This is a genomic window from Streptacidiphilus carbonis (assembly GCF_000787775.1).
Classification (GTDB): Bacteria; Actinomycetota; Actinomycetes; order Streptomycetales; family Streptomycetaceae; genus Streptacidiphilus; species Streptacidiphilus carbonis.
The window spans coordinates 233,270-246,823 of the sequence record NZ_BBPM01000004.1; the positions used below are offsets into that span (position 1 = coordinate 233,270).

General features: G+C 73.7%; 9 protein-coding genes. 1 reads left to right on the forward strand and 8 read right to left on the reverse strand.

Features of this window, described 5'->3' with window-relative positions; genetic code table 11:
• Positions 1-48 precede the first annotated feature (48 nt).
• Complete coding sequence (locus TR46_RS05035) at positions 49-243, reverse strand: DUF3046 domain-containing protein (RefSeq protein ID WP_042394029.1); 195 nt, start codon at positions 241-243, stop codon at positions 49-51.
• 15 nt (positions 244-258) lie between these two features.
• A complete protein-coding gene (locus TR46_RS05040; protein ID WP_236655205.1) occupies positions 259-1,809 on the reverse strand; it encodes a S8 family peptidase in 1,551 nt (516 codons plus the stop codon).
• A 149-nt stretch (positions 1,810-1,958) separates the two neighbouring features.
• Between TR46_RS05040 and TR46_RS05045 the strand changes: the two genes are divergently transcribed.
• Positions 1,959-6,623 carry an ATP-dependent helicase gene (locus tag TR46_RS05045; protein WP_174505092.1) on the forward strand — a complete coding sequence of 1,555 codons (4,665 nt, stop codon included), beginning with the start codon at positions 1,959-1,961 and terminating at the stop codon, positions 6,621-6,623.
• A 549-nt stretch (positions 6,624-7,172) separates the two neighbouring features.
• Here TR46_RS05045 and TR46_RS05050 read toward each other — a convergent pair.
• From TR46_RS05050 to TR46_RS05075, 6 genes are all read right to left on the reverse strand, one after another.
• Positions 7,173-7,529, reverse strand: coding sequence for a helix-turn-helix domain-containing protein (locus TR46_RS05050; RefSeq protein ID WP_042394032.1), 357 nt, complete (start codon positions 7,527-7,529; stop codon positions 7,173-7,175).
• Between the two features lie 192 nt (positions 7,530-7,721).
• Positions 7,722-8,222 carry a CinA family protein gene (locus tag TR46_RS05055; protein ID WP_042394034.1) on the reverse strand — a complete coding sequence of 167 codons (501 nt, stop codon included), beginning with the start codon at positions 8,220-8,222 and terminating at the stop codon, positions 7,722-7,724.
• A complete protein-coding gene (gene pgsA, locus TR46_RS05060; RefSeq protein ID WP_042394220.1) occupies positions 8,219-8,821 on the reverse strand; it encodes a CDP-diacylglycerol--glycerol-3-phosphate 3-phosphatidyltransferase in 603 nt (200 codons plus the stop codon). The genes TR46_RS05055 and pgsA overlap by 4 nt, the downstream gene beginning before the upstream one ends.
• An 83-nt stretch (positions 8,822-8,904) precedes the next feature.
• Positions 8,905-10,419 carry a 30S ribosomal protein S12 methylthiotransferase RimO gene (gene rimO, locus TR46_RS05065; protein ID WP_042394039.1) on the reverse strand — a complete coding sequence of 505 codons (1,515 nt, stop codon included), beginning with the start codon at positions 10,417-10,419 and terminating at the stop codon, positions 8,905-8,907.
• A gap of 104 nt (positions 10,420-10,523) precedes the next feature.
• Positions 10,524-11,420 carry a helix-turn-helix domain-containing protein gene (locus tag TR46_RS05070; protein WP_084717907.1) on the reverse strand — a complete coding sequence of 299 codons (897 nt, stop codon included), beginning with the start codon at positions 11,418-11,420 and terminating at the stop codon, positions 10,524-10,526.
• A 230-nt stretch (positions 11,421-11,650) separates the two neighbouring features.
• Positions 11,651-13,554, reverse strand: a 1,904-nt coding sequence (locus TR46_RS05075; protein ID WP_084717943.1) for a DNA translocase FtsK, incomplete at its 5' end; no start/stop codon positions are given.

Consider the following 13,554-nt stretch of genomic DNA (forward strand, 5'->3'; position numbering starts at 1 on the left):
CCGCGCGCCCGTCCGGAGATCGGCACCACCTCGTAGAAACCGCACCGATCAGCGCAGCGAGGCCGGAACCTCCATCACGGCGCAGACCACCCGCCACACGTCCTTGGCCTCCCAGCCCGCGTCCAGGGCCTGCTGCACCGTGCGGCCGCCCAGCTCGGTCATCACATGGTCCCGCGCGAAGCTCTCCGCGTAGGCCGAACCGAAGTGGGCGTCCATCCTCTTCCAGAACTCCGTCAAGCGCATGGCGTCCAGTATCGGCTAACGGGTCGGCAGTTCGACCATCCCGTAGCCGTAGTACGCCGCACCCGGGCAGTCGCCGCCGCCCACCTTCCCGGAGGGGCACTGCACCGGCAGCGCCCCCTGCTCCAGCCGCCGGACCAGCCCGGCACTGCTGTCACCCGGGTGCAGCGCCGCCTCCACCGCCGCGGCGCCGCTGACATGGGCGGCGGCCATCGAGGTGCCGGCCAGTGCCGCGTAGCCGCCGCCGGGCCAGTCGGACACCACCGACTGGCCGGGGCCGCCGTCGGGGTCGCCGCCCGGCGCGGCCAGCTGAACCCGGCCCTCGCCCCAGTTGGAGTAGCCGGCCAGGCTGCCGTCGGCGGTCACGGCGGTCACGTCGACCACGCCGGGCAGGCCGCCGGGGAGGCGGATGCACTCCGCCCCGAGGCGGCGGTCCGGCTGCGGCGAGCCGTCGGCGTGGTCGTTCGGGCTGCGGTCGTCGGTGCGGGGCGCGCCCAGGTCCTGGGCGTCGTTGCCGGCCGAGGCGACCACCACGGCTCCGCGCTGCTGGGCGTAGCGCACCGCCCGGCCGACGGCGGCGGTGATCGCGGCCTGGTCCGGGTCCTCGGGGCAGTTGTACTTCCACGGGTCGGAGAAGTAGCTGTCGTTGATCACCCGGGCCCCGTGGTCGGCCGCCCAGAGGAAGCCGCAGACCATGTTCTCGCCGTAGTACTGCCCGGCCGGGCCCAGCAGGCGCACGGCGGCGATCCGCACGCCCGGGGCTACCCCGACCACGCCGTCACCGACCCGGTCGGCGGCGATGATGCCGCTGACATGGGTGCCGTGGCCGCTCTCCCCCACCGCCGGGTCGGGCCGCCAGGCCCCGGGCCTGGTGTCCGGGCTGCCGGTGGCGCAGGAGGCCGACCGGCTGGTGTCCACGGCCTGGCGCAGGTCCGGATGGGTGTCGTCGACCCCGGAGTCGAGCACCGCGACCACGGTGCCGCGCAGCGCGGCGGCGGAGGGGAGCGGGCCGCCGCCCAGCATCCGCTGGTTCCACTGCGGCTGCCCGTCCGGATCGGGCGCGGGCGGGGTGTCGTCCTGCTTCAGCTTTTCGGAGAGCGACCCCCCGCTCGGGAGTGCGTCCTGGGCGGACCGGGCCTGGCCGGACGCCCCCTGCCCGGAGGCGCCGGTGGTGAGCGAACCGGAGACCCCGGTCCCCGCTCCGGCGCCGGGGTCGACGAACGGGGCGGTCCGGCTCGCACCGGCGACCAGCACGCCCGGCTCCCGGCGCACCCTGGCGGCGAAATCCGTGCCGACCGAGTACGCCAACAGCGTGCCGATCCGGGGGTACTCGGCGGCCACCCGGCCGCCGTCGGCGTGTACCGCCCGCTCCAGGGACGGCATCGCCCCGGGACCGTTCTGACGGCCCACCACCAGGTAGCTGAGGGAGAGCCGGGCGTCGGCGGAGTCATAGGGGACCGCTCCGCCCAGCAGCACCCCCGCCAGCGCCAGCACGGCGGCGCAGCGGGCGAGCCCTGCGGCGCGACTCGCGCCGCGGCCCGCGCCCCACTCCTCGCTCACTGCACGCACGCATGGCCTCCAGATGAGAAAGCCCTGGTCGTCACGGTGTGGCCAGGGATATTCATACGATATGAGCGGATATGGGATCTCGCTCGCCCTGATCCGCCGCCCAGCGGTCACACGCCGCGTTGTCAGTGCCGCGGTGCAGGATGGTGGGCATGGCCGGTCCCGAGCCCCGCACCCCTGCCAGCAGCGACCCCGCCCAGCCGGCGGCCGACCCGCTGGCGGGCTTCGGCGCGCCCGCGCGCGAGTGGTTCCACGGGGCCTTCCCCGCGCCGACCGCCGCCCAGGCCGGCGCCTGGCGCGCCATCGGCGAGGGCTCCGACGTGCTGGTGGTGGCGCCGACCGGGTCCGGCAAGACCCTCGCGGCCTTCCTCTCCGCCCTGGACCGGCTCTCGGTCACCCCGCCGCCGGCCGAGTCCAGGAAGCGCTGCCGGGTGCTCTATGTGTCACCGCTCAAGGCGCTGGCGGTCGACGTCCAGCGCAATCTCCGCGCCCCGCTGGCGGGTCTGCGCCAGGCCGCCACCCGGCTGGGGCTGCCCGAGCCGGAGATCGAGGTGGGCATCCGCTCGGGCGACACCCCGGCGGCCGAGCGGCGGCGTTTCGCCACCCATCCGCCGGACATCCTGATCACCACCCCCGAGTCGCTCTTCCTGATCCTCACTTCGGCCGCCCGGGAGGCGCTGCGCGGCGTGGAGACGGTGATCCTGGACGAGGTGCACGCCGTGGCCGGGACCAAGCGCGGCGCGCACCTGGCACTCACCCTGGAACGGCTCGACCGGCTGCTGCCCGCCCCGGCCCGGCGGATCGGCCTGTCCGCCACCGTGCGCCCGGTCGACGAGGTGGCGCGATTCCTCAGTCCGCAGCGCAAGGTGACGATCGTTCAGCCGCCCTCCGAGAAGCGCTTCGACCTCTCCGTGGTGGTCCCGGTCGAGGACCTCGGCGAGCTCTCGGGCGGCAGGCCCGGCACCGAGGAGCCGGAGAAGAACAGCTCGATCTGGCCCCATGTCGAGGAGCGGATCACCGACCTGGTCCAGGAGCACCGCTCCACCATCGTCTTCGCGAACTCCCGCCGCCTCGCCGAACGCCTCTGCGGGCGGCTCAACGAGATCGCCTTCGAGCGGACCACCGGCGAATCGCTCGCCGACGTGCACACCCCCGCCCAACTGATGGCCCAGTCCGGGGTGAACAAGGCCGCCCCGCCGGTGCTGGCCAGGGCGCACCACGGCTCCGTCTCCAAGGAGCAGCGCGCCGACGTCGAGGAGCAGCTGAAGTCCGGACGGCTCCCGGCCGTGGTCGCCACCTCCAGCCTGGAGCTGGGCATCGACATGGGCGCGGTCGACCTGGTGGTCCAGGTCGAGTCGCCGCCCTCGGTCGCCTCCGGGCTGCAGCGGGTCGGCCGCGCCGGGCACCAGGTCGGCGCGGTCTCCACCGGGGTGGTCTTCCCCAAGTACCGGGGCGACCTGGTGCAGGCCGCCGTGGTGGTGGAGCGGATGCGCAGCGGCGCCATCGAGGCGCTGCGGATCCCGCGCAATCCGCTGGACGTGCTGGCCCAGCAGATCGTCGCGGTCACCGCGATGGACAGCTGGGACGTGGACGAGCTGCTGGCCATGGTCCGCCGGGCCGCGCCGTTCGCCGCGCTGCCCCAGTCGGCGTTCGAGGCCGTGCTGGACATGCTCGCCGGGCGCTACCCCTCCGACGCCTTCGCCGAGCTGCGCCCCCGGATCGTCTGGGACCGCGTCGCGGGCACGGTCACCGGACGGCCCGGCGCCCAGCGGCTGGCGGTCACCTCCGGCGGCACCATCCCGGACCGCGGCCTGTTCGCCGTCTTCCTGGCCGGCCAGGACCCCAAGAAGGGGGGCGGCCGGGTCGGGGAGCTGGACGAGGAGATGGTCTACGAGTCGCGGGTCGGCGACGTCTTCACCCTCGGCACCTCGTCCTGGCGGATCGAGGACATCACCCATGACCGGGTGCTGGTCTCCCCCGCGCCGGGCGTCCCCGGCAAGCTGCCGTTCTGGCACGGCGACTCCCTGGGCCGCCCGCTGGAGCTGGGCCGGGCGCTGGGCGCCTTCCTGCGCGAACTCGGAGGGCTGAGCCCCGAGGCCGCGACCGACAGACTGCACGGCGCCGGGCTGGACGACTGGGCCGCGTCCAATCTGCTCGCCTACCTGGCCGAGCAGCGCCAGGCCACCGGACACCTCCCGGACGACCGCACCATCGTGGTCGAGCGGTTCCGCGACGAACTGGGCGACTGGCGGATCGTGGTGCACTCCCCCTTCGGCGCCCAGGTGCACGCCCCCTGGGCGCTGGCGCTGGGGGCCCGGCTGGCCGAGAAGCACGGCCTGGACGCCCAGGTGATGCACGCCGACGACGGCATCGTGCTGCGGCTGCCGGACGCCGACCTGATGGACTTCCCGGCGGACTTCGCCGACCCCGGCGCGCTCGACGCACCCGCCGCGACCGCCGCCGACGAAGCCCCCATCGGTGCCGAGGCCACCGTGTTCGACCCGGGGCAGATCGAACAGACCGTCACCGACCAGGTCGGCGGCTCGGCCCTGTTCGCCTCCCGCTTCCGCGAGTGCGCCGCCCGCGCCCTGCTGCTGCCCCGCCGCAGCCCGGGCCGGCGCACCCCGCTCTGGCAGCAGCGCCAGCGCTCGGCGCAGCTGCTCCAGGTGGCCAGTGAGTTCGGGTCCTTCCCGATCGTGCTGGAGGCCGTCCGCGAGTGCCTCCAGGACGTCTTCGACGTGCCCGGCCTGGTCGAGCTGATGGGCGACATCGAGTCGCGCCGGGTCCGCATGGTCGAGGTGACCACCCCGGAGCCGTCGCCGTTCGCCCGCTCGCTGCTGTTCGGCTACGTCGCCCAGTTCCTCTACGAGGGGGACTCCCCCCTCGCCGAGCGCCGCGCCGCCGCGCTCGCCCTGGACTCACGGCTGCTCGCCGAACTGCTCGGCCAGGCCGAGCTGCGTGAACTGCTGGACCCGGCGGTACTGGCCGAGCTGGAGGCCGAGCTCCAGCGGCTCACCCCGGACCGGCGGATCAAGGACGCCGAGGGCCTGGCCGACGCCCTGCGGCTGCTCGGCCCGCTGTCCGACGCCGAGCTCGCCGAGCGGGGCTGCGCCGCCGACTGGCCGCCGCAACTGGAGGCCGCCCGTCGGATCATCGCCGTCAGGATCGCCGGCGAGCAGCGCTGGGCCGCGATCGAGGATGCCGGACGGCTCCGCGACGCCCTGGGCGCCCCGCTGCCCGTGGGCGTTCCCGAGGCCTTCACCGAGCCGGTCAAGGACCCCCTCGGCGACCTGCTGGCGCGGCATGCCCGCACCCACGGCCCGTTCACGGTTCATGACGCCGCGGCCCGGTTCGGGCTCGGCCCGGCGGTGGTCCAGGGCACCCTGCAACGGCTGGCCGCACACGGCCGGGTGGTCCAGGGCGAGTTCCGCCCCGGCGGCTCCGGGGTGGAGTGGTGCGACGCCGAGGTGCTGCGGCGGCTGCGGCGGCGCTCGCTGGCCGCACTGCGGCACGAGGTGGAGCCGGTGCCGCCGCGGGCGCTGGCCGCCTTCCTGCCGCAGTGGCAGCACCTGGGGTCGCACCGGCTGCGCGGCATCGACGGCCTGCTGCGGGCGGTCGAGCAGCTGCAGGGCTCACTGGTGCCCGCCTCGGCGCTGGAGCGCATGGTGCTGCCGTCCCGGGTCGCCGACTACAGCCCGGCCATGCTGGACGAGCTCACCGCCTCCGGCGAGGTGCTCTGGAGCGGCGCCGGAGCGCTGCCCGGCAAGGACGGCTGGATCACCCTGGCCCCGGCCGACACCGCGCCGCTGCTGCTCCCCGCCGCACTGCCGCTGGAGCAGACACCGCTGCACCGGGCCGTACTGGCGGCGCTGGCGCCGGGCTACGGCCTGTTCTTCCGGCAGATCGCCGACCACGTCCAGCAGCAGGGCCTGACCGCCACCCCGGCGGAGCTGGCCACCGCGCTGTGGGATCTGGCCTGGGCCGGCCGGCTGACCAATGACACCCTCGCTCCGCTGCGGGCCCTGCTGGGCTCCGGACGCACTGCCGGAGCCACCGCCCATCGCGCACCGAGGGCGACGCCGCGCGCCCGCTACGGCAGCGCGCGCCCCGCCGCCCGCAGCTCGTCGCTGCCCACCACGGCCGGGCGCTGGTCACTGCTGCCCGCCCCGGTGGCCGATCCGACCCAGCGCACCCACGCCCTGGCGCAGACCCTGCTGGACCGCCATGGCGTGGTCACCCGGGGCGCGGTGCAGGCCGAGCGGGCGCCCGGCGGTTTCGCCGGGGTGTACCGGGTGCTGACGGCCTTCGAGGAGAACGGCCGCACCAGGCGCGGCTATGCGGTCGAAGGCCTGGGCGCGGCCCAGTTCGCCACCGACGGCGCCATCGACCGGCTCCGCGCCGTCGCGACCCGGCTCCCCGGCGGCGGCACCGAGGACCGGGCTCCCAGCGCGGTCGTACTCGCCGCCGCCGACCCGGCCAACGCCTACGGCGCCGCACTGCCCTGGCCGGAGGCCCCGGCCGGGCAGACCTCGGGCCACAAGCCGGGGCGCAAGGCCGGTTCCCTGGTGGTCCTGCTGGACGGCGAACTGACGGTCTACCTCGAACGCGGCGGCAAGTCGATGCTGTCCTGGGCGCCGGACGAGGCCACCCTGCGAGCGGCCGCGGACGCGCTCACCGGCGCGGTGCACTCGGGCGTCGTCCCCGCCCTCGCCGTGGAACGCATCAACGGCGAGGCCGCACTGACGTCCGCGCTGAGCGCCCCGCTGGAGGCCGCCGGCTTCCACCCGACCCCACGGGGGCTCCGGCTCCGCGCCTGACTGCGGCGTCCGCCTGGTTGATCGCGCAGTTCCGCGCGCCCCTGACCATGTGCAACCGGGCCGGCTGCCGACCCCTGGGGCGCGGGAACTGCGCGACAGGCCGTCCACGATCCGCAGCTAGGAACCGTCCGGAGGCTCCACCGGCGGACGCACCCTACGGCGGGGCCGAAAGCGGGTGCTGTGCACCGGCAGCAGACTCAGTGTCCACCCCCCGGCGAACATCAGCCCCACCCCGCTGCGTGCACTGAGCAGCCCGCTCAGCAACGCGCCCCAGCAGGCGAGGGTCGCCACCGCGGTCGCCCCCCACAGCAGCGGGCTCCGGTGCGGGAATCCACCGGCTATCGAGGGCCTTCTCATTCAGCACCGCCTTGGAGAGCCCGCCAGGAGCGGCGGAGCAGAAATTCCATCGTAGCCAGATACCGACAAAGCGGTCAGATCGCATAAGGCCGATCGATGCACCGATCGATGCACAAAGGGGCGCGCAGCACACAGCAGTGCGCCGGTGACTCCGGGTGGGAGTCACCGGCGCACAGGTGCCGGGGGTCGTCGTCAGGCTGCGACGACGTCCATGGCGCTGGCCTTGGGAACCAGCGACGGCATTCGATCGGGCGCACCGGCGGGTACCGGCACCGGCTCGACCAGGACCGGCCGCACCGGCTCGCCGGCAGCCAGCTCGGCGAGCGAGAGCTCGTCGCTCACCTCACGCATGACCTCGGACATACGCACGTCCAAGGCGTCGCAGATGGCGGAGAGCAGCTCGGAGGAGGCCTCCTTCTGACCGCGTTCCACCTCGGACAGGTAGCCGAGCGAAACCCGGGCGGCGGCAGAGACCTCGCGCAGGGTGCGGCCCTGGCGCTGGCGCTGCCGACGCAGCACGTCACCCAACAGACGACGGAGCAGAATCATCGGTGGCTCCCTCCTTGGACCGCGGCTCGAGACGTCACTGCCCCACCGTACCGCTTGGCCCGCGTCGCGTGCGGGGAGCCCGGTCGTGTTCACTCTGAGCTGTATCCATGGCCCCTCCCCTGCCGTTCGCGGTATGGACGCCGACTGTTTCCGGTCCATCACTTGTTCCTATTCCCGGTGGGACCACCCTCACTAACCCTCCGGACCTTCACTGTTGCCGGATCGCAGTGCCTCGCCCAGCAGCGCGAGGGCGGCCTCCACGGTCCTGCGTCGGATTGTGGCACGCCCCTGTGACAACAGGAGCGAGGAGCGGAATACTCCCTTCGGCCCCGCCACGGCCAGGTGTACGGTGCCCACCGGCTGCCCGTCCTGGGGGTCGGGACCGGCCACTCCGGTGGTGGCGACCCCGTAGTCCGCCCCCATCAGCCGCCGTACGCCCTCGGCCATCTGCTCCGCGACGGCGGGGTCCACCGCTCCCTTCGCGGCGAGCAAGTCCGGGTCCACGCCGAGCACCGAGCCCTTGAGTTCGGTGGCGTAGGCGGTGACCGAGCCCCGGAACGCCCGGGAGGCACCGGGGACGGCGACCAACTCGGCCGCCAGCAGACCGCCGGTCAGCGATTCGGCCACGGCGACCGTCGCACCGGCCGCCACCAGCGCCGCGAGCACCTCCTCGGCCGCGCCGGCAGCGCTCACGAGGAAGCCGCCCGCTCACGCGCCAGCCCGGCCCGGCGCAGCACCACGGCCTGGCGCACGTAGTCGAGCCCGGTACCCACGGTGAGCAGCACCGCGACCCCCATCAGCCAGGCCCGCGCACTCGCCAGCGGTCCGCTGAGCACCAGTACGTACATGCCCACCGCGATGCCCTGGGTGAGGGTCTTCAGCTTGCCGCCGCGACTGGCCGGAATCACCCCGTGCCGGATCACCCAGAACCGCATCAGTGTGATTCCGATCTCACGGACCAGGATGACGATCGTCACCCACCACGGCAGGTCGCCCAGCGCGGAGAGGGCCACCAGCGCCGTGCCCATGATCGCCTTGTCGGCGATCGGGTCCGCGATCTTGCCGAAGTCGCTGACCAGGCCCATCCGCCGGGCCAGCTCACCGTCGAAAAGGTCGGTGATCATGGCGATGGCGAAGGACGCCCAGGCCACCGCGCGCCACTTGGGGTCGTGGCCGCCGTCGGCCAGCAGCAGCGCGGCGAAGACCGGGACGATCAGCAGCCGCAGCATGGTCAGCATATTGGGGATGTTCCACAGGCTGGGCCGGCCCCCGGACTCGTCCCGGACCTCCAGCTGCGGGGTCTTGCCGGCGCCGCCGTCCTGGCCGGCCGTGCTCCTGACGGCCCCGCCTCTGGCTCCCCCCTCGGCGCCTGCGCTCACGCGCCCACCCCGGCAGCCGTCCCCAGCACCTCGGCGATCAGGTCCACACCCTCGCTGGCCACGACCTTGGCCACCAGCAGGTCGCCGACCTTCACCCCGTCCAGTTCCCCGGTCAGCGAGGTGATTCCGTCGGTCTCCGGGGCCTGGTGCTCGGCGCGGCCGATCACCGAGCCGTCGCCGTCGTTCTCCTCGGCGTCCTCGTCGATCGACTCGACCAGGACGGTGACCGTGCTGCCGATCCGCTCCTCGGCGCGCTGCGCGGTCATCTCCTCGGCGAGCCGGCTGATCCGCGCCAGCCGCTCGGCTACCACGTCCTCCGGGAGCTTGCCGTCGTAGTCGGCCGCCTCGGTGCCGTCCTCGTCGGAGTAGCCGAAGACGCCGATGGCGTCCAGCCGGGCGTGGGTGAGGAAGCGTTCCAGCTCGGCCAGGTCCGCCTCGGTCTCGCCGGGGAAGCCGACGATGAAGTTGGAGCGGGCGCCGGCCTCCGGGGCCTTGGCCCGGATCTGGTCCAGCAGCGCCAGGAAGCGGTCGGTGTCGCCGAAGCGGCGCATCCGGCGCAGCACATCGGCCGCCGAGTGCTGGAAGGACAGGTCGAAGTAGGGCACCACGCCGGGGGTCGCGGTCAGCGCGTCGATCAGGCCGGGGCGCATCTCGGCCGGTTGCAGGTAGCTGACCCGGACCCGCTCCAGCCCCTCGATCGCGGCCAGTTCCGGCAACAGCGTCTCCAGCAGCCGGATGTCGCCCAGGTCCTTGCCGTAGGAGGTGTTGTTCTCACTGACCAGCATGATCTCGCGGACCCCCTGCTCGGCGAGCCAGCGGGCCTCGTTGAGGACGTCCGAGGGACGGCGGGAGAGGAAGGAGCCGCGGAAGGCGGGGATGGCGCAGAAGGAGCAGCGCCGGTCGCAGCCCGAGGCCAGCTTCACCGAGGCGACCGGACTGTCGTCCAGTCGGCGCCGCAGCATCCGCGGTCCGGAGACCGGGGCCAGCCCCTCCGGGAGGTCCTCGATCGGCAGGTCCTCGATCGGGGTCTCCTCGCCGTGTCCGGGCAGCGCGACCGCGCCGCCCTCGGCGGCGGCCTGCCGCTCGACCGGGCTCAGCGGCAGCAGCTTGCGGCGGTCCCTGGGGACGTGCGAGGTGTGCTTGCCGCCGGAGAGGATGGTCTGCAGCCGGTCGGTGATGTCGGCGTAGTCGTCGAACCCCAGCACCGCGTCGGCCTCCGGCAGGGCCTCGGCCAGTTCCTTGCCGTAGCGCTCGGCCATGCAGCCGACCGCGACGACCGCCTGGGTCCGGCCGTGGCCCTTGAGGTCGTTCGCCTCCAGCAGGGCGTCGACCGAGTCCTTCTTGGCCGCCTCGACGAAGCCGCAGGTGTTCACGACCGCGACGTCGGCGTCCGCCGCGTCCAGGACCAGCTCCCAGCCGTCGGCCTCCAGGCGCCCGGCGAGTTCCTCGGAATCCACCTCGTTGCGGGCGCATCCGAGCGTGACAAGGGCGACTGTGCGGCGTGGGGACATGACGCCAAGATTACCGAGGTTTTCAGCGCGGTGACGCGAAGGGCCCGCAGCGGCGTTGTCGATCTTGCGCTGCGGGCCCTCGGCCGCTCCTGCGGACGGCCTGCTCACCCGGCCTGCGGGTCGCCCGGGGTGTACGTCGCCTTGACCACCTGGCCGTCGTTCCCGGCCTGGCCGAGATCCTTGCCGTTCACCCAGAGGTGCGCCGCGCCGCCGTCGCCGTAGACCACCTTGAGGCTCTTGGCGTCGGTGAAGACCTTGGAGTCGCCCTTGGCCAGGTCGCCCTGGAAGAGCTGGTCGCCCTTGCTGTTCTGCACCAGCAGCCAGCTGTCGCCCGACTCGGCGCTCACCTTGAGGGTGACCCGGTCCGCCGGGGCCGCCGCCACCGGGCTGGGCTTGGGCGGGGCCGGCTTCTTGTGGGTGGCCGAGGCCGACGGGTGCGCCGAGGGCACCACGGCGGCCTCCGCCGTCGGGGCCTTGCTCTTGCCGGCCGTCAGGTTGAAGCCGATCACCGCGACCACCACGACGATCGCCGCGATCATCGCACCGGTCCAGTTGGGGCGGCGGCGCTCGGAGCGGATCCGCTGCGGCTCGAAGGCCACGATCGGCCGGGCGGCCAGCGGCGATCCGCCGTGGGCCCGGTCGTAGCGGGCGACCAGGGCGTCGCCGTCCGCGCCGACCGCCCTGGCGATCGCACGGATGTGCCCGCGGGCGTAGAAGTCGCCGCCGCAGCGGTCGAAGTCGTCCTCCTCCACCGCCTGGACCAGCGGCACCCGTACCCGGGTCTCCGCGCTGACCTCCTCGACGGTGAGCTCGGCCGCGAGACGTGCGGCTCCGAGCACCTGACCGATCGTCGGTTCGGTGTTCTTCGCCGTGTTCGGAGGCGTGGTCTGCGGTGCGGGATCCGCCGCGGCCTTCTTCACCGCGTCAGGGCCCGAGGCCTGCTCGGCCTTGGGTCGCGCGGTTCGGCCGGGGTCTCCGGAAGGGGACTTGCCGATGGTCACAATGGCGCCTTTCGAGCGTTGGCCACCTGCTGCGCTTTCAGTCTATGGGGCGACCCCGAGAGGGCATCAACCCGGATACGGCCGAAAGAGAAGACGGGCGTCCGGATGGGGCAAGGCCACCCGGCAGCAGGGGTGACGGTCGGTCAGGGCCCGTGGAATCCGGCTGCCCCACGGCCGTCCGACAACCCGGCCAACGACAGCCGGGCCACCGGCGATGCGCCCTGGGGCGATCATTCCCCCCGGAGGGTGAGCAGAACCGCGTCGAGTTCGTCGGGCTGGACCAGGACGTCGCGCGCCTTGGAGCCCTCGCTGGGTCCGACGATGTTGCGGGACTCCATCAGGTCCATCAGCCGGCCGGCCTTGGCGAAGCCGACCCGCAGCTTGCGCTGCAGCATCGAGGTGGAGCCGAACTGGGTGGACACCACCAGCTCGGCGGCCTGGACCAGCAGGTCCATGTCGTCGCCGATCTCCTCGTCGATCTCCTTCCTGGGGGCGCTGCCGACGGTGACGTCGGCCCGGTACTCGGCCTGGGTCTGCGCCTTGCAGTGCTCCACCACCGCCGCGATCTCGTCCTCGGTGACGAAGGCGCCCTGCATCCGGGTCGGCTTGCCCGCGCCCATCGGCAGGAACAGCGCGTCGCCCTTGCCGATCAGCTTCTCGGCGCCGGGCTGGTCCAGGATGACCCGGCTGTCGGCCAGCGAGGAGGTCGCGAAGGCCAGCCGGGACGGGACGTTCGCCTTGATCAGGCCGGTGACCACGTCCACGCTGGGGCGCTGGGTGGCCAGCACCAGGTGGATGCCGGCGGCGCGGGCCAGCTGGGTGATCCGGACGATGGAGTCCTCGACGTCGCGCGGGGCCACCATCATCAGGTCGGCGAGCTCGTCCACGATCACCAGCAGGTACGGGTAGGGCTCCAGCACCCGCTCGCTGCCCAGCGGCGGCTGCACCTTGCCGCTGCGTACCGCCTTGTTGAAGTCGTCCACGTGCCGGAAGCCGAAGGCGGCCAGGTCGTCGTAGCGCAGGTCCATCTCGCGGACCACCCACTGCAGGGCCTCGGCGGCCTTCTTGGGGTTGGTGATGATCGGGGTGATCAGGTGCGGCACGCCCTCGTAGGCGGTCAGCTCGACCCGCTTGGGGTCGACCAGGACCAGCCGGACCTCCTCCGGGGTGGCCCGCATCAGAATCGAGGTGATCAGGCAGTTGATGCAGGACGACTTGCCCGCACCGGTGGCGCCGGCCACCAGGATGTGCGGCATCCTCGCCAGGTTGGCGACGCTGGTCTGCCCCTCGACGTCCTTGCCCATCCCGACGATCATGGGGTGCGGGTCGCCCGTGGCGATCGGCGAGCGCAGCAGGTCCCCGAGGTTGACCATCTCCCGGTCGGTGTTGGGGATCTCGATGCCGACCGCGGACTTGCCCGGGATCGGGCTGATGATCCGGACATCGGGGCTGGCCACCGCGTAGGAGATGTTGCGGGCCAGATTGGTGATCCGCTCGACCTTCACCGCCAGGCCCAGCTCGACCTCGTAGCGGGTGACCGTCGGGCCCCGGGTGAAGCCGGTGACCGACGCGTCCACCTTGAACTCGGCGAAGACGGCGGTGAGCGCGGCCACCACATCGTCATTGGCCTTGCTGCGCGCCTTGCCGGGGCCGCCCCGGGTGAGCAGGTCCGGCGGGGGCAGCTGGTAGGTGCTGTCGGTGGGCAGCCGCAACTGCTCGGAGCGCAGCGGCGGGATGCCGGCGTCCCCGGCGGCGGACGGCTCCGGCGCGACGCCGTCCGCGGCGTCCCCCGGGCCCTCGGCCGGTGGGTCCGCGCGGCGCGCGGGCGGCACCTCGGCCGACTCCTCGCCCTTGGTGAAGGCGACCGCCGACTGGGCGTCGCTGGGCGGCGTCCGGTCCTTGACCCGGTTCAGCACGTCCGCCAGCGAGGCGGACGGCTGCACGCCGTTCAGCAGCGCGCCGTCCAGGTCGGCCGCCGCGGCGGCGGCCACATCGATCGCGTCCAGGCCGCCGGGCAGCCCCGCCTGCTCCGGCGCCGCGCCCTGGCGGCGGCGCGGTCGGCGGCGCCGCGGCGGCAGCGCCCCCTCCTGCTCCAGCCGCTCGCGCTTGGCCAGCAGCGCGGCGCGCTCGGCGG